The organism is Hydrogenophaga sp. (genome assembly GCF_011772445.1).
GTDB lineage: Bacteria > Pseudomonadota > Gammaproteobacteria > Burkholderiales > Burkholderiaceae_C > Hydrogenophaga.
The window spans coordinates 53373-69031 of record NZ_WVZN01000002.1 but is presented as its reverse complement, the minus strand read 5'-3'; the positions used below and the strand labels follow the sequence as shown (position 1 = coordinate 69031).

12 protein-coding genes are annotated in these 15659 nt (G+C 71.0%); 3 read left to right on the top strand and 9 right to left on the bottom strand.

Features of this window, described 5'->3' with window-relative positions:
* Nucleotides 1-366: single-stranded DNA-binding protein (ssb, locus tag GTO19_RS00320; RefSeq protein WP_291016438.1), on the bottom strand; the 366-nt coding region annotated here is incomplete at its 3' end.
* Nucleotides 367-491: 125 nt separating this feature from the next.
* On the opposite strand from ssb, the gene GTO19_RS00315 reads away from it, so the two are divergent.
* On the top strand, nucleotides 492-1922 hold the full coding sequence (locus tag GTO19_RS00315; RefSeq protein WP_291016436.1) for a chloride channel protein: 1431 nt from the start codon (nucleotides 492-494) through the stop codon (nucleotides 1920-1922).
* Here GTO19_RS00315 and GTO19_RS00310 read toward each other — a convergent pair whose 3' ends face one another.
* The 6 genes from GTO19_RS00310 to GTO19_RS00285 form a co-directional block, all read right to left on the bottom strand.
* A complete protein-coding gene (locus GTO19_RS00310) occupies nucleotides 1923-3092 on the bottom strand; it encodes an MFS transporter (RefSeq protein WP_291016433.1) in 1170 nt (389 codons plus the stop codon).
* 160 nt (nucleotides 3093-3252) lie between these two features.
* Nucleotides 3253-4620 carry a CoA-binding protein gene (locus GTO19_RS00305; protein ID WP_291016431.1) on the bottom strand — a complete coding sequence of 456 codons (1368 nt, stop codon included), beginning with the start codon at nucleotides 4618-4620 and terminating at the stop codon, nucleotides 3253-3255.
* Complete coding sequence (locus tag GTO19_RS00300) at nucleotides 4601-5689, bottom strand: nitronate monooxygenase (protein ID WP_291016429.1); 1089 nt, start codon at nucleotides 5687-5689, stop codon at nucleotides 4601-4603. The genes GTO19_RS00305 and GTO19_RS00300 overlap by 20 nt, the downstream gene beginning before the upstream one ends.
* A complete protein-coding gene (locus GTO19_RS00295) occupies nucleotides 5689-6669 on the bottom strand; it encodes a tripartite tricarboxylate transporter substrate binding protein (RefSeq protein ID WP_291016426.1) in 981 nt (326 codons plus the stop codon). The genes GTO19_RS00300 and GTO19_RS00295 overlap by 1 nt, the downstream gene beginning before the upstream one ends.
* Before the next feature lie 26 nt (nucleotides 6670-6695).
* On the bottom strand, nucleotides 6696-7859 hold the full coding sequence (locus GTO19_RS00290) for an acyl-CoA dehydrogenase family protein (protein ID WP_291016423.1): 1164 nt from the start codon (nucleotides 7857-7859) through the stop codon (nucleotides 6696-6698).
* A 12-nt stretch (nucleotides 7860-7871) separates the two neighbouring features.
* The gene (locus tag GTO19_RS00285; protein ID WP_291016420.1) at nucleotides 7872-8690 is read right to left on the bottom strand and encodes an IclR family transcriptional regulator; all 819 of its coding nucleotides are present in this window, start codon (nucleotides 8688-8690) and stop codon (nucleotides 7872-7874) included.
* Nucleotides 8691-8843: 153 nt separating this feature from the next.
* Here GTO19_RS00285 and GTO19_RS00280 point away from each other — a divergent pair, with 153 nt between their 5' ends.
* Complete coding sequence (locus GTO19_RS00280; RefSeq protein WP_291016418.1) at nucleotides 8844-10055, top strand: CoA transferase; 1212 nt, start codon at nucleotides 8844-8846, stop codon at nucleotides 10053-10055.
* Between the two features lie 79 nt (nucleotides 10056-10134).
* Here GTO19_RS00280 and GTO19_RS00275 read toward each other — a convergent pair whose 3' ends face one another.
* Both GTO19_RS00275 and GTO19_RS00270 read right to left on the bottom strand, forming a co-directional pair.
* Complete coding sequence (locus tag GTO19_RS00275) at nucleotides 10135-11157, bottom strand: YhdH/YhfP family quinone oxidoreductase (protein WP_291016416.1); 1023 nt, start codon at nucleotides 11155-11157, stop codon at nucleotides 10135-10137.
* A 16-nt stretch (nucleotides 11158-11173) separates the two neighbouring features.
* Nucleotides 11174-12394: an acyl-CoA dehydrogenase family protein gene (locus GTO19_RS00270; protein WP_291016414.1), complete on the bottom strand. Its 1221-nt coding sequence runs from the start codon at nucleotides 12392-12394 to the stop codon at nucleotides 11174-11176.
* Nucleotides 12395-12690: 296 nt separating this feature from the next.
* Here GTO19_RS00270 and uvrA point away from each other — a divergent pair, with 296 nt between their 5' ends.
* The gene (gene uvrA, locus GTO19_RS00265) at nucleotides 12691-15657 is read left to right on the top strand and encodes an excinuclease ABC subunit UvrA (protein ID WP_291016452.1); all 2967 of its coding nucleotides are present in this window, start codon (nucleotides 12691-12693) and stop codon (nucleotides 15655-15657) included.
* Nucleotides 15658-15659: the final 2 nt, after the last annotated feature.

The following is a 15659-nucleotide window of genomic DNA, read 5'->3' as shown; positions in this document are numbered from 1 at the left end:
GGCGCCGCCATCGTCGCCACCGCCCATTCCTTCGCGTCCGCCGAGCAACTGCATCTCGGTCGCGATGATGTCCACCGTGTTGCGTTCAACGCCTGCCTGGTCGGTGTACTTGCCGTACTTCAGGCGCCCTTCGACGTAGATCGGCCGGCCTTTCTTGACGTACTCCCCCGCGATCTCGGCGAGGCGGTCGTAGAAGGTCACGCGGTGCCATTGCGTCTCCTCGATCATCTCACCCGAATTGCGGTCCTTGCGGCGGCTCGAGGTGGCCACGCTGACGTTGGCCACGGCCTGGCCCGAGGGCAGGTAGCGGATTTCGGGGTCGCGGCCACAGTTGCCGACGAGGATGACTTTGTTGACGGATGCCATGGGGATTCCTTGCGGGTCGGTTGGGTGCCGCCCGTGGCAGGCGGCAGGTCCTGATCCGTCGGATTGTGCCCCATGCATCCGGGTGCGCCGGTGCGATTTGGCGCAGAGGGAATAATCAGGCTTCCATGAGACAGCGCGAGCCCGACTTTTTCCAGAACCTGCAGGACGAGTTTTCGGACGTGCGGACCTGGGTCGATCGCAGCGTGGTGCTGGCCTACGCCGTTGCCGCGGGCCTGTTCGTGGTGGCCTTCACCTGGCTCAGCGAGGCCGCCTTCGATCTGTTCAAGCACCTGCACGGTCAGGCGCCATGGGCGGTGCTGATCTGGACACCCTGCCTGACGGCGCTGATCGTCTGGTGCACGCGCCGCTTCGCGCCGGGCGCGGCCGGCTCGGGCATTCCGCAGGTGATGGCCGCTCTGGACCACGGCATCACGCCAGGCATGCGCGCCAGCCTGGTGTCGCTGCGGCTCACATTCGCCAAGATCGTGTTGGGCGCGGGTGCCCTGCTCGCCGGGCTCTCGGCGGGGCGCGAAGGCCCGTCGGTGCAGGTGGCCGCCGGTGTCATGCACGACGCCCGCCGCTGGTTGCGACCCGGCTCGTCGATGAGCGAGCACGCGCTGCTGGTGGCCGGCGGCGCCGCCGGCATCGCCGCAGCCTTCAACGCGCCCCTGGCGGGGGTGGTGTTCGCCATCGAGGAGTTGTCCAAGAAGATGGAGTCGCGAAACAACGGACTCATCATCGCGGCCATCGTGGTGGCGGGCCTCGTGGCCATCTCGGTGTTCGGCAACCTCACGTACTTCGGCTCGATCGAGGTGCCTCGCCTGAGCTGGCATGCCTTCTGGCCCGGCCTGCTGGTGGCGCTGGTGTGCGGGGTACTCGGCGGCCTGTTCAGCCGCCTGCTGGCGTCTTCGCTGCGTGGGCTGCCCGACCGCTTCAGCGCCTTTCGCCGGCGCTACCCGGTGCGCTTCGCCGCCGTGGCGGGCGTGGGCGTGGCGGTCATCGGCCTGGTCACCGGAGGCGCCACCTTCGGCGCGGGCGCCGAGCAGGTGCGCCACATGCTCGCGGGCGAGGCCGACATGTCGCCGCTGTACGTGCTGCTCAAGCTGGTGGCCACCTGGCTCACCTCCTGGAGCGGGGTGCCTGGCGGCATCTTTGCGCCCTCCCTGTCCATCGGCGGTGGCATCGGCCACGACGTGGCGATGCTGCTGGGGGGCGACGATGCCCGCCTGCTGGCGCCCAGCCTCATCGCCCTGGGCATGGCCGGCTTCCTGGCGGCCACCACTCAGGCGCCGCTCACCTCGTTCATCATCGTGATGGAAATGATCAATGGCCGCTCGATGGTGCTGAGTCTGATGGCCGCGGCCATGCTGGCGAGCCTCATTGCGCGGCTGATCAGCCAGCCGCTGTATTCCGCGCTGGCCGGCATGATGACGCGCAAGCTGCAGCGGCGCAGCGAGCCGGGCATCGAAGCGAACACGGGCCCCGTCACCGAACCGGGCACGGGGTCGGGCACGGGGTCGGGCGCCGAGCCCGACGCGTCCCAGCCGCTGCGCTGATCAGCGCGCCACCGTGGCCGGGCGCATGCCCCAGGCCGCCACCAGCCAGATCGCCAGCAGGGTCGCGCTCGCGCCGAAGATGCCCGGCGCGCCCCAGTGGCGGGCCACGAGGCCGCCCAGGGCCCCGCCGACGAAAATGCCCAGCGACATGAGGGTGTTGAACACCCCCAATGCGGTGCCGCGCTGGTGCGGCGCGGCCAGGCGCGAGGCCAGGCTGGGCTGGCTGGCTTCCTGCGTGTTGAAGCCGACGAAGTACAGGCACAGCAGCGCGACCAGCACGGGCAGGCTCGTTGAACCGAGCTGCGTGAGGAAGCCCAGTTGCACGAGGGCGAGCAGCGCAATGGTGCCGAGGTAGACGGCGCGGAAGTGGCCGCGGCGCTCCAGCCGGAACAGGCCGCCGCCGACGATCAGCAGCGACAGCACCAGGGCCGGCAGGTAAGCCTGCCAATGCTGCGCCGGTGCCAGCCCGGCGCGCGCCAGCAGCGTGGGCACGGACAGCCAGGTCATGATCTGTGCGGCGTGCAGCGCGAACACGCCGACGTTCACACGCAGCAGGTCCCGCTGTTGCAGGACCTCCCGCAGGCTGGCGCGCGGCGCGTGCGCCTGGCGCGCGGGCTCCGCCGGCACGCCCCAGGCCACCACCGCCATCGCGGCCAGGCTCAGCCCGAGCGTGATCAGGAAGAGGCCTGGCAGGCCCACGTGCGGCACCAGCGCCGGCGCGACCACCAGCGAGACGGCAAACATCAGCGCGATGCTGATGCCCACCAGCGCCATGGCCTTGGTGCGCACCGCGTCGCGGGTGAGGTCGGCGAGCAAGGCCGTGACGGCCGCCGAGACCGCGCCCGCGCCTTGCAGCGCCCGACCGGCCAGCAACCATTGCACGGAGGGCGCCCAGGCCGCGAGCGCACTGCCCGCGGCGAACACCGCCAGCCCGAGCAGGATCACCGGTTTGCGGCCGAAACGGTCCGAGGCCATGCCCAGCGGCATCTGCAGGAAGGCCTGGGTGAGCCCGTAGGCACCCAGCGCCAGGCCGATCAGGGCCGGATCGTCGCCGCCGGGGTAGTGGCGCGCCTCCAGCGCGAACACCGGCAGCACGATGAACAGTCCCAGCATGCGCAGGGCGTAGATGGCGGCGAGCGCCGCGCTCGAGCGGCGTTCGTCGGGCGTCATGCGGTGGGCGGCGTCCGACGGGTCGGAAGCAGAGGGGGCGGTGCGCGAAGCGGTCAAGGCGAACAGAGGGAGCGACGGGCCAACCGCGTATTGTCCGTGATGGATGCCGACGGGCGGCAGCTGGCCGAATCCGGTCCTCCGGCCGCCTGGCGTCCAGGAATCAGGCGGCCGCCGCGTCCACGGCGCCTGCCGGTTCGGCGAACACCTGGCAGCCCTGCGCCTGCAGCCAGGCCTGCTGCTCCGCGCCGAGGATGCCGCTGAGCACGAGCCGCGCCGCCGCCGGATCGGCGCGCAGGCGCGCGATACAGGCCTGCAGCAGGGGCCACACGCCCGGCGCCTGGGCCGCTGCCGCCAGAAAGACGGCGAGGGCGCGGTAGTGGCCGCACCGGGCCGCGTCTTCCAGCGACTGCACCAGCACGGCCGGTTGCGAGAAAACCTGCCCCGTCACGTCGATCGGGTTCAGGGTGGAGGCGAAGGGGATGGCCTGCTTCAGGCGCTGCGCGGCGGGCTCGGGCAGCGGCGGCAGCGCCAGGCCCAGTGCCTCGGCGCGGTCCGCCATCATGATGCCCACGCCGCCCGACACGCTGAACAGGGCGATGGGTGTGCCTTTCACTGGCGAGGGGCCGGCCTCGGGTGCTCTGGTGTCACCGATCAGCGCACCGATGGTCGATACCTGGCGAACGCCGCAGGCCTCGAACAGCCGCCGGTAGGCCTGGGCGTCGCCCGTGTCGCTGCCGGTGTGCCAACGCGCGGCGCGCGAACCCGCGGGCGTGTGCCCGACCTTGACCACCGTGACCGGTTTCGCCGCCGCGCGCGCCGCGAGCAGGGCCTGGCGCAGGCGGTCCGGGTCGCGCGCGCCCTCCAGATACACCAGGATGGATTCGCAGCCGGGCTCGCGCACCAGCCAGTCGATCGCGTCGGCCACCTGCACACCGGCTTCGTTGCCGGTGGTGATCCAGTGGCCGATGCCCACGCCGGCCCGGCGCGCCAGGGTGTAGGCGTAGCCGCCGACCGCGCCGCTCTGGCTGACCAGGGCCACCGTGCCACCGCTGGGCGCCTCGCCCAGGACAACCGGCGAGAACGTGGCGAACAGGCGTTCGTGAAAGTTCATGGCCCCCAGGCAGTTGGGGCCCAGCAAGGCGATGCCGGCCGCGCGCGCCCGCTCGCCCAGGCGGCGCTGCAGGCGCGCACCGGCGTCCGAGGTTTCCGCGAAGCCCGAGCTGAACACGACCGCCGCGCGCGCACCCGTGCGCACCAGCTGGTCCATGGCGTCCTCGCAGGCGGCGACGGGGACGGCCACGAGTGCCAGGTCCACCGGTGCGCCAATCGCGTCGAGCGAGGGATAGGCGCGCAGTCCCTGGATCTCCGACGCCGTGCGGTGCACGGGGTACACCGCGCCCGGGTAGCCGTGCCGGCGCAGCAGCCGGATCGGCATGCCACCCACCTTGTTCGGCTCGGTGGAGGCGCCGATCACGGCGACGGAGCGCGGCGCCAGCAGCGGGCGCAGCTCAGGCCGTGAGTCGTTCAAGCCGGCTCCAGGCCCGTTCCATGCCGCTCACCAGATCGGCCATCTGCTCGGCCACCGTCGTCTCGCCGCGAATGGCGAACACGCTCTGTCCGGCGGCTTCGTAGATCAGGCGCGCATCGTCGTGCTCGTGCAGGGAGGCGAACACGTCGCCGGTCAGCACCTGCTGCAGCGGCATGTCCAGCGGCGGCGGTGCGTCGGGCTGCTGCCAGGCGTCGATCCAATCGCTGCGCACCACGCGGCAGGGCTTGCCGCTGTGCGCGCGCGTGATCAGCGTGTCCTCGCTCGCACTGTCCACCAGCCGCCGCAGCAGCGCGGCCGGTGTGTGGTTCTCGCGCGCGGCCATCCACAGCGTGCCCAGCCAGGCGCCCTGCGCGCCCATGGCGATGGTGCCCAGCACCTGCTCGCCGGTGCCGATGCCACCGGCAGCCAGCACCGGCCGGTCACCGGCCACGTCGATGATCTGCGGCAGCAGCGACAGGGTGCCGACCGGGCCCGTGTGGCCCCCGGCGTCGTAGCCCTGCGCCACCAGCACCTCGACGCCCATGTCCATGGCCTTGCGCGCATGTCGCACCGAGCCCACCAGCGAGAAGGTGAGCTTGCCGCGCGCCCTGGCGCGTTCGATGAGATCGGCGCGCAGGCCGATGGCGGTGGCCACGCCCCGGCAGTTCGACGCCAGCACGGCCTCGATCTGCTCGTTGAAGAGCGCTTCGGAGCGCACCTGCGTGGTGAAGAAGCTCGGCTTCGTCGGGGCTTGAACCCCGAAGCGCTCGCGCAGCCCCTGCACGAAGTCCACGTGAGCGCCGGGCAGCGCGCCGCGCAGCTCCTCGATGCTCGCGGCCTGCGGCACGCGGCTGGGCAGCATGAGGTCGATGCCATACGGCCTGTCGCCCATGCGCCGCTGCACCTCGTCGAGGATGTGCGGGATCTCGTGCGGCAGCTCGCGCGCCAGCCCGAGCACCGGGAACCCCCCGGCCTCGGCGATGGCTACCGCGACGTCGACGGAGTGCGAGAAACCGAAGATGGGGTGGCGAATGCCCAGGCGCTCGCAGATGGGTGTGCGCAGCGCCATCACTGCGGCTCGATGCCGGCCTGCTTGATGACCCGGCTCCAGCGGGTGAACTCGGCACTGACGAGCGCGTCGAACTCGGCCCCGCTCTGCGGCGCGAACTCCATGCCCAGGGTGTCGAACTTCGCCTTCATGTCGGGCATGGCCAGCACGGCCGCCACGTCGGCGGACAGCTTGCGCATGACGGGCTCGGGCACCTTGGCCGGGGCCACCAGGCCGAACCAGGTGCCCACGTTGTAGTTGGGCAGCTGGGCGGCTTCGGCCACCGTGGGCAGCTCCGGCGCGGCGCTGGCGCGCTTCGCGGTGGTCACCGCCAGCGGGCGCAGCTTGCCCGCCTTCACGTGTTGCATGGCCAGCGCGGCGGTCAGCGGCATCATGTCGACGCGGCCCGCCAGCAGGTCGTTCAGGGCGTCGGGCTGGCCCTTGTAGGGCACGTGGGTGAGCTTGATGCCCGCCTCCTGCGCGAGCAGCTCGCCGGCCAGGTGGTTGGACGTGCCGATGCCGGCGGTGCCGTAGGTCACGGGTGCGCTGCGCTTCTTCGCCAGGGCGATCAGCTCCGGCAAGGTGTTCGCTTCCACGCTCGGGTGCACCACGATGACGTTGGGCACGACGCCGATGCCGGCCACGGACCTGAAGTCGCGAACGGGGTTCCAGGTCACGTTCTTCTGCAGGCTGGGAATCACCGCGTAGCCGGGGCTCACCAGCAGCAGGGTGTAGCCGTCCGGGGCGGACTTGGCCACGAGGTCCGTGCCGATCGCACCGCCCGCGCCGGCCTTGTTCTCCACGATCACGGCTTGCCCGTAGCGCGCGGACAGCTTGTCGCCGATGGCGCGCGCGATCGAGTCCACGATGCCCCCGGCGGAGAAGGGCACGACGATGCGGATCGGCTTGTTGGGGAAGTTGTCCTGCGCGAAGGACGGCGCGGTGGCGACAGCGAGGGCGCTGGCGGCGCTGGCCAGCAGGGTGCGGCGGCTGAGGGTCATGGCTTGTCTCCTGGTTGTGGTTGCGGTCAATCGTTCGCGGCCATGGCCATGGTCCGCTTGGCGATGTTGATGAGGTGGATCTGGCTCGTGCCTTCGTACAGGCGGAACAGGCGCACGTCGCGGTAGAAGCGCTCGGCCACGTTGTCGTTGATGTAGCCCTGGCCGCCGAACACCTGCACGGCGCGGTCCGCCACGCGGCCGCACATCTCGCTGGCGAACAGCTTGCACATCGAGGCTTCCATCGTCACGTCGAGGCCGTCGTCGCGTTTGCGCGCGGTCTCCAGCAGGAGGGCGCGCGCGGCGTGCACCTCCGTGTTGCTCTGCGCGATCATTTGCTGCACGAGCTGAAACTCCGCGATGGCCTGCCCGAATTGCCGGCGGCTCGCGGCACGCGCGACCATCTCATCGACCAGGCGGATCGCCGGTCCGATGCACAGGCCCGCCAGGTTGATGCGCTGCTTGTTCAGCGCGCGCATGGCCGTGCGAAAGCCCTGGCCTTCCAGTTCCGGGCCACCGACGATGGCGCTGGCGGGCACGCGCACCTGCTCCAGCACCACCTCGCCCACCGGCGAGCCGTGCTGGCCCATCTTCCGGTAGGCCTCGGGCGTCGACAGGCCCCTTGCCCCGCGTTCGATCAGGAAGGCGGTGATTCCCCGGGCGCCCTTGGCCTGGGCATCCGTGCGCGCAAAGACGGTGAAGAGATTCGCCAGGGGCGCGTTGGTGATGAAGCACTTGCGGCCCGTGATCACGAAATGGTCGCCCTCGCGAACGGCCGTGGTCTTCAGCGCGGTCGCGTCCGATCCCGCCTCCGGCTCGGTGAGGGCGAAGCAGCCGGTCAGCTCGCCACTGGCCAGCCGTGGCAGGTACTGGCGTTTCTGCGCCTCGGTGCCGTCCACCACCAGCGATTCGGAGGCGATGCCGGTGTTGCCGCCGAAGCGCGCGCGAAAGGCGGTCGCGCACTGCGAGACCTCGATGTTCACGAGCGAGAGCTCCTCGCTGGTGAGGCCGGCGCCGCCGTAAGCCTCGGGGATGCTGTGACCGAACAGGCCGAGCGCGCGCATGCGCTCCACCAGGGGCTCGGGGATGCGGTCGTCGCGGTCCACGGCTACTTCGGCCGGCATGCACTCGTCGCGCACGAAGCGGCGGACTTCGGCGAGCAGTGTCGAAAAGCCTTCGGGGTCTCGGATCATGTCGGTCGGCTCTCAGTTGGTGGCGCGAACGCCATAGGCGATTTCGATCTGGTGCACCGCTTCCAGCAGCAGCGGCGCCACTTCGCGGGTGAGCTTGTCCTTGGGCATGCTGTAGCCGATGAGGGTGCAGTTCATGGCCACCGGCTGCTCGCGCGCGGGCAGGCGAATGGGCGCCGCGATGGCGTGGATGTCCTTGCGCCAGTCGCCGCGCGAGTGGCAGAAGCCATGCGCCGCAAACAGCTTCTGGTCGGCCTCCCAGGAGGCGCGGTGCTTGTCGTACAGCGCGCGGTCGTGCACCTTGAGGTAGTTCAGGATCGCGGCCTGTTCCGGCCGGGGCAGGCTCTGGATGAGCGCGCGCCCCATGGCCGAGGCGAGCAGCGGCCGCGTGCTGCCGATGTCGGGCCAGTGCGGGTTGGCCTTGTCCGCGCGCACGGCGTCCAGGTACACCACATCCGCGCGGTCGCGCATGCCCAGGTTCACCGAGCAGCCGGTGGTGCGCGCCAGTTGTTCCATGAAAGGGCGCGCCACCTGGCGCACCTGCGCGCCCGCCAGCAGCGGGTGGCTCAGCGACAGCACGCCGCTGCCCAGGCGGTACTTCTGCAGCGCGGGGTCGCGCGTGAGGTAGCCCAGCAGCGTGAGCGTGTACGTGAGCCGCGACACCGTGGGCTTGGGCAGACCGGTGCGCTCGGCGATGTCGCGGTTGCCCAGCACCGGCTCGGCCACGGTGAACGCGCGCAGCACGTTGAGACCACGCGCCAGGTTCATCGAGAACTGGCGGTCCTCCGCGAGGTCGTGGGGGTCGACGAGACCGGGGAGTGTGATCGAGCTCATGCTGCGTCTTGCTTGCCTGGTGGCCATGATGGGATCTCCGACTGGTGGGGTAAATCACTGTTTCGCTGTGCGAAACATCGATTGTCGGCAGCGGAATGCTCTGGCACAACGGCGCGGCGTGGCCCGCAGCGGCCGCAGAACCAAGGACCCACCGTGACCCCTGCTTCAAGCTCCGCCGGCTCCCTCGCGGGCGTGCGCATCCTCGACATGGCCACCGTGCTCGCGGCCCCCATGGGCGCGACCCTGTGCGCCGACCACGGCGCCGACGTCGTGAAACTGGAACTGCCCGACGGCAGCGACGCCCTGCGCGGCCTGCAGCCCGTGAAGGACGGCGTGCCGCTGTGGTGGAAGGTGGCCAACCGCGGCAAGCGCGGCATCACGCTCGACGTGCGGCAGGCGCGCGGGCGGGAGGTGTTTCTCTCGATGCTTCCGCACTTCGACGTGCTGGTGGAGAACTTCCGCAGCGGCACGCTGGACCGCTGGGGCCTGGACATCGCCACGCTGCACCAGGCCAACCCGCGCCTGGTGGTGGTGCGGCTCACCGGCTTCGGCCAGACCGGGCCGTACAAGTCGCGGCCCGGGTATGCGCGCATCTTCGAGGCCATGAGCGGCTTCACCAACCTCACCGGCGAAGCGGGCGGGCCGCCGCTGCACAGCAACTTCCCCGTCGGCGACGCGGTGGCGGGCCTCTTCTGTGCGTTCTCCATCGCCTCGGAAATGGTGCGCCTGCGCAGCGACCCGCAGGCCAGGGGCGTGGAAGTGGACCTGGCCGCGACGGAGGCGCTGTTTCGCCTGCTCGACTGCCTGCCGGTGGAGCACGAAGCGCTGGGCCAGGTGCGCCGTCCCGAGGGCAACCGCGCCAGCTACACGGCACCGTCGAACATGTACCGCAGCCGCGACGGCCAGTTCTTCTCGCTGGTGGCCTCGTCGAACCCGATCTTCGCGCGCCTGTGCGAGGCGATGGGTGAACCGGCGCTGGCCAGCGACCCGCGCTTCCACACCAACCCGGCGCGCGTCAATCACCTGGTGGAACTCGACACCTTGCTGGGCGAGTGGTTCGCCCGGCACGACTACGCCGTCGTGGCCGAACGCCTCGAGCAGGCGGGCGTTCCCTTCAGCAAGGCCTACACCATCGCGGACATCGAGCAGGACCCGCACTTCATCGCGCGCGGCGCGATCGTGCGGCTGCCCGACCCCGAGTGCGGCAGCCTGCCCGCGCCCTGCATCGTGCCGCGCGTGGTGGGGCGAGAGATGAAGCTGCCGCGCACCGGTCCGTCGGTGGGCGAGCACAACGCCGAGGTGTACGGCGCGTTCGGGATCGGTGGCGAGGAGCTGCAGCGCCTGCGGGCGCAGGGCGTGGTCTGAGATTCGGTGCGGGGACGGTGCGCGATCGGGGTCGCGCAGGTGAATGCACGGCACCGGGCGGTGGTGACCGTGACGGTGGTCAGGCTGTCTCGAACCTCAGCAGCGCGCGGCCCGAGTTGCGTCCGGCCAGTTGCGCCTCGCTGAAGGGCAGCAGCTCGTCCAGGGTGATGAAGCTCAGTTGCGGCTTGATCCGCTCGATATCGGGCTTCCAGTCGCTGCCCAGGCGCGACCAGAGCCGGCGCCGCTGCTCCCAGGGCGCGTTGGCCACGATGCCCACGAGCTTGACGGAGCGCATGATGAAGGGCAGCACGCTGCCGTCGAAGCTGTTGCTGGCCGCGTTGCCCACGCAGGCCACGCAGCCCTGGTCCTGCGTGGAGCGCAACAGCCAGGACAGCAGGGGGCCGCCGACGTTGTCGATGGCCGCCGCGAAGCGGGGCTTCTCCAGCGCGCGCGGCGGCGCGGCCAGCAGCTCGCTCGCGTCGAGCACCTCGCTCGCGCCGGCGGCTCGCAGGGCATCGGCCTGTTCCATGCGGCGCGTGATCGCCACCACCTGGTGGCCCGTGCGCGCCAGGATACCCATGGCCATCAAGGCCACGGCGCCGCCCGCGCCGGTGACGGCCACGGGCCCCGCGTCCGGCCGCAGACCTTCCATCTGGAAGCGCTCCAGGGCCATGGCCGCGGTGAAGGCCGGCACGCCCAGGGTGGCGCATTCCAGCGGCGTCAGCCCGGCGGGCAGGGCGTGCACGTGGGCCGCGGGCACACGGACCACCTCCGAGAAGGCGCCGTCGAAGGCGATGCCGGTCTGGAAGCCGTGCACCAGCACGGTCTGGCCCGGCGCGATGCCGGCGGCGTCCGAGTGCAACACGTCGCCCACCAGCTCGATGCCGGCCACGCGGGGGAAGCCGGTGATGATCTTCGCCTTGCCGTGCAGCGACAGGCAGTCCTTGAAGTTCACGCCCGCGTAGCGGTTGCGCACCACCACCTCGCCGGGGCTGAGCTCGTCCAGCGTGAGCGCTTCCAGGCGGCTCTCGGTGCGGCCGTCCACCACATGGGTGCGAACGGCACGGAATCGTGTCGGGAGGGCGGTGTCGGGGGTGGTCATCGGGCCTCGGTCTCCATCAGTAGTCCACGAGAGAACCCTCGCGCAGGCAGGGGTTGCGTTCGGCGGACCGGGCGCGCCGCATCCAGTCGCGCCCGATCACGGTCTTGTGCACTTCGCTGGCGCCTTCGCCGATCTGGTTGAGCTTGGCGTCGCGGAAGAAGCGCTCCAGGGGAAAGTCCTGCAGGTAGCCGCGCCCGCCGGTGAGCTGCAGCGCATCGGTGACGACCTTCATGCACAGGTCGGTGGCCTGCAGCTTGGCCATGGAGGCGTAGGTCGCCACGTCGGTGTCGCCGCGGTCGTATTTCTGCGCCGTCAGCGCCAGCAAGGCGCGCGAGGACTCGATCTGCGTGACCATGTCGGCCAGCATCCACTGCACGCCCTGGTGTTCCCCCAGCGCCTTGCCGAAGCTGCTGCGGTCGCCGGCGTAGGTGGCGGCGATCTCCACCGCGCCGATCGCCCGGCCCAGCGCCATGGCGGCGTGGCCGATGCGGGCGCGCAGCAGGGCGTCCTGCGCCAGGCTGAAGCCTTCGCCCTCCGCGCCCAGGCGGTGCGACACCGGCACGGCGACCTCGTTCAGCGTCAGCGACGAGATGGGCACGCCGTACCAGCCGAGCTTGCCCACCTCGGGGCCGATGGAGAAGCCGGGCGCGTCGCGCGGCACCAGCGCGGCCAGGAAGGTGGTCGGATCGTCCTGCGCGCAGCCCACGATCACGAACCAGTCGGCCGTGCTCGCGCGGGTGATGAACTTCTTGCGGCCCGTGATGCGGTAGCCCTCGGCCGTGCGGCGGAACCGGGTCTGCAGGCCGCGCACGTCGGAGCCGGCCTCGGGCTCCGTCAGGCCGAAGGCGGCCTGCAGCTCGCCGGTGCACAGGCCGGGGACCAGTTGTTCCTGCAGCGCCTCGCTGGCGCCGGCCACGATGGCGCGGCTGGACAGGTCGGTGCCCGTGATGAGCGAGGCCGAGGTGCTGCAGACGCGCCCCAGCTCTTCGATGAGCCGGATGCGCAGTTGCTGGCGCGCGTCCGTGCCGCCGAAGCGGCGCGGAAAGGCGGTGCCGACGATGCCCTCGCGCGCAAGCAGGCGGAAGTTGTCCCAGGCGAACACGTCCTGCCGGGCCACCTCGGCCGCCTTGGGCCCCAAGGTGTCCCGGCAGAGCCCGCGCACGCGCCGGACCATCGCCTGCTCGTCGTCGGTCAGGCTGCAGAGGAAGTGGTCGCCGAACAGGCGGGGATGGCTCATGGTGGGGTCCCTTTCGCGCCGCATCATGGGCGCGGGGTGGAACCGAGTCGAGACACCGTTTCGATCTGCGAAACAGCACCTTGCGCAGGGGCAGGGCCGGTGGCCGCCGGATGCGGCCCGGGCGGGGATGGGGCGCCGGACGGCCATGCGCTGCGGTTTATCATGCCCGGTTGCCCTGCACGACCCGCGCCTTGAACCCGATTTCGCCTTCCGACATGCCGTCCACCGATCCGCGCCCGGGCGATGCCGCCCCCTTGAAGGTGGCCGAACCCGACGCCCGCTACCTCGGCGACGCCATGCGCCTGCGCGGCGCCACGCTGTCGGTGCGCGGCGCGCGCACGCACAACCTCAAGAACATCGACCTCGACATCCCCAAGCACCGGCTGGTGGTGATCACCGGCGTGTCGGGCTCGGGCAAGTCCAGCCTGGCCTTCGACACGCTCTACGCCGAGGGCCAGCGCCGCTACGTCGAGAGCCTGTCCGCCTACGCGCGGCAGTTCCTGGAGCAGATGGACAAGCCCGACGTGGACCTGATCGAAGGCCTGTCGCCCGCGATCGCCATCGAGCAGAAGGCCACCAGCCACAACCCGCGCTCCACCGTGGGCACGGTCACCGAGATCCACGACTACCTGCGCCTGCTCTACGCGCGCGCCGGCACGCCGCACTGCCCCGACCACGACCTGCCCCTGGCCGCGCAGAGCGTGGCGCAGATGGTGGACGCCACGCTGGCCCTGCCCGAAGGCACCCGGCTCATGGTGCTGGCGCCCGTGGCGCGCGCCCGCAAGGGCGAGTTCGCCGAGCTGTTCGCCGACATGCAGGCGCGCGGCTACGTGCGCTTCCGCATCAACGGCGCGGTGGTGGAGGCTGAGGCCCTGCCCACGCTCAAGAAGAACGACAAGCACGACATCGACGTCGTGATCGACCGCATCAAGGTGCGTGCCGAAGCCGACGCTTCCGGCGCCCACACCCAGCGCCAGCGCCTGGCCGAGAGCTTCGAGGCCGCGCTGCGCCTGGCCGATGGCCGCGCCATCACGCTCGACATGGACTCGGGCGAGGAGCACGCCCACTCCGCGCGCTTCGCCTGCCCGCTGTGCCACTACGCCGTGGCCGAACTCGAGCCGCGCCTGTTCTCCTTCAACTCGCCCATGGGCGCCTGTCCCACCTGCGACGGCCTGGGCCACACCGAATTCTTCGACCCCGCGCGCATCGTCGCCTTCCCCTCGCTCAGCCTGGCCAGCGGCGCCATCAAGGGCTGGGACCGGCGCAACGGCCACTACTTCTCGCTGGTTGAAAGCCTGGCCGCGCACTACCGCTTCGATGTGGACACGCCCTGGGAGTCGCTGCCCGAGGCGGTGCGCCAGGTGCTGCTGTTCGGTTCGGGCGAGGAGGAGATCCGCTTCCAGTACGCGCTGGACGGCGGCGAGCGCGCCAACAAGCGCGTGAGCAAGAAGCACCCCTTCGAGGGCATCGTGCGCAACTTCGAGCGGCGCTGGCGCGAGACCGACAGCGCCACCGTGCGCGAAGAACTCGCGCGCTACCGCGCCACGCAGCCCTGCCCCGAGTGCGGCGGCTCGCGCCTGCGCCGCGAGGCGCGCCACGTCTTCGTGGGCGAAGGCCAACAGCGCCGCGCCATCTTCGAGATCGGCCACGTCACGCTCGGCGAGGCCTTGCGCTGGTTCGGCGCGCTCACCCTGTCCGGCGCCAAGGGCGAGATCGCTGGCCGCGTGATCCAGGAGATCCGCCAGCGCCTGAAATTCCTCAACGACGTGGGCCTGAACTACCTCAGCCTGGACCGCAGCGCGGACACGCTGTCCGGCGGCGAGGCCCAGCGCATCCGTCTGGCCAGCCAGATCGGCAGCGGCCTGACCGGCGTGCTGTACGTGCTCGACGAGCCCAGCATCGGCCTGCACCAGCGCGACAACGACCGCCTCATCGGCACCCTGCAGCGCCTGCGCGACCTGGGCAACACGGTGCTGGTGGTGGAGCACGACGAGGACACGATCCGCGCCGCCGACCACGTGATCGACATGGGCCCGGGCGCCGGCGTGCACGGCGGGCGCGTCGTGGCCCAGGGCAGTTGCGAGGACGTGGTCGCCGCGCCCGAATCCCTCACCGGCCAGTACCTGGGCGGCGCGCGGCGCATCGAGGTGCCGAAGCGGCGCACGCCGTGGCAGGTGGCGCGCGCCACGGCGGCAGCCGCACCCAGCAAGCCGCGCTTTCCCGCCGGCCCCAAAGGCCGGGCCAAGGCCGAGCCCGTATCCGACGGCAATGGCCTGGCCATCCGCGTGCTGGGCGCCTCGGGCCACAACCTGCGCGGCGTCACGGCCAGCTTTCCGGTGGGCCTGTTCACCTGCGTCACCGGTGTGTCGGGCTCGGGCAAGTCCACGCTGGTCAACGACACGCTCTACGCCGCCGTGGCGCGCGCCATCTACCGATCGCACGACGAGCCTGCGGCGCATGAAGCCATCGAAGGCCTCGAGCACTTCGACAAGGTCATCAACGTCGACCAGTCGCCCATCGGCCGCACGCCGCGCAGCAACCCGGCCACCTACACCGGCCTGTTCACCGGCATCCGCGAGCTGATGGCCGAGGTGCCCGCCGCGCGCGAGCGCGGCTACGGCCCGGGCCGCTTCAGCTTCAACGTGGCCGGTGGCCGCTGCGAGGCTTGCCAGGGCGACGGCGTGGTCAAGGTCGAGATGCATTTCCTGCCCGACGTCTACGTGCCTTGCGACGTCTGCCACGGCCAGCGCTACAACCGCGAGACGCTGGAGGTGCTCTACAAGGGCAAGAACATCGCGCAGATCCTGGAGCTCACGGTCGAGCAGGCGCACGAGTTCTTCGGTGCCGTGCCCACGCTGGCGCGCAAGCTGCAGACCTTGCTCGACGTGGGCCTGTCCTACATCCAGCTCGGTCAGGCCGCCACCACGCTGTCGGGCGGCGAGGCGCAGCGCGTCAAGCTCGCGCGGGAGCTCTCCAAGCGCGCCACCGGGCGCACGCTCTACATCCTCGACGAGCCCACCACCGGCCTGCACTTCGCCGACATCGAGCAGCTGCTCAAGGTCCTGCACCAGTTGCGCGACGCGGGCAACACCGTCGTCGTGATCGAGCACAACCTCGACGTGATCAAGACCGCCGACTGGGTGATCGACCTGGGCCCCGAGGGCGGCACCGGCGGCGGCACCGTGGTGGCGCAGGGCACGCCCGAGGACGTGGCGGCAAACCCGGCGAGCCACACGGGGCACTACCTCGCGCGGCTGTTGTAAGC

Coding starts and splice junctions, on each gene's coding strand:
- GTO19_RS00290 (WP_291016423.1), bottom strand. CDS start 7,859: ATGATCCGAGACCCCGAAGGCTTTTCGACACTGCTCGCCGAAGTCCGC.
- GTO19_RS00285 (WP_291016420.1), bottom strand. CDS start 8,690: ATGAGCTCGATCACACTCCCCGGTCTCGTCGACCCCCACGACCTCGCG.
- GTO19_RS00300 (WP_291016429.1), bottom strand. CDS start 5,689: ATGGCGCTGCGCACACCCATCTGCGAGCGCCTGGGCATTCGCCACCCC.
- GTO19_RS00315 (WP_291016436.1), top strand. CDS start 492: ATGAGACAGCGCGAGCCCGACTTTTTCCAGAACCTGCAGGACGAGTTT.
- GTO19_RS00295 (WP_291016426.1), bottom strand. CDS start 6,669: ATGACCCTCAGCCGCCGCACCCTGCTGGCCAGCGCCGCCAGCGCCCTC.
- GTO19_RS00270 (WP_291016414.1), bottom strand. CDS start 12,394: ATGAGCCATCCCCGCCTGTTCGGCGACCACTTCCTCTGCAGCCTGACC.
- GTO19_RS00310 (WP_291016433.1), bottom strand. CDS start 3,092: ATGACGCCCGACGAACGCCGCTCGAGCGCGGCGCTCGCCGCCATCTAC.
- GTO19_RS00275 (WP_291016416.1), bottom strand. CDS start 11,157: ATGACCACCCCCGACACCGCCCTCCCGACACGATTCCGTGCCGTTCGC.
- uvrA (WP_291016452.1), top strand. CDS start 12,691: ATGCGCCTGCGCGGCGCCACGCTGTCGGTGCGCGGCGCGCGCACGCAC.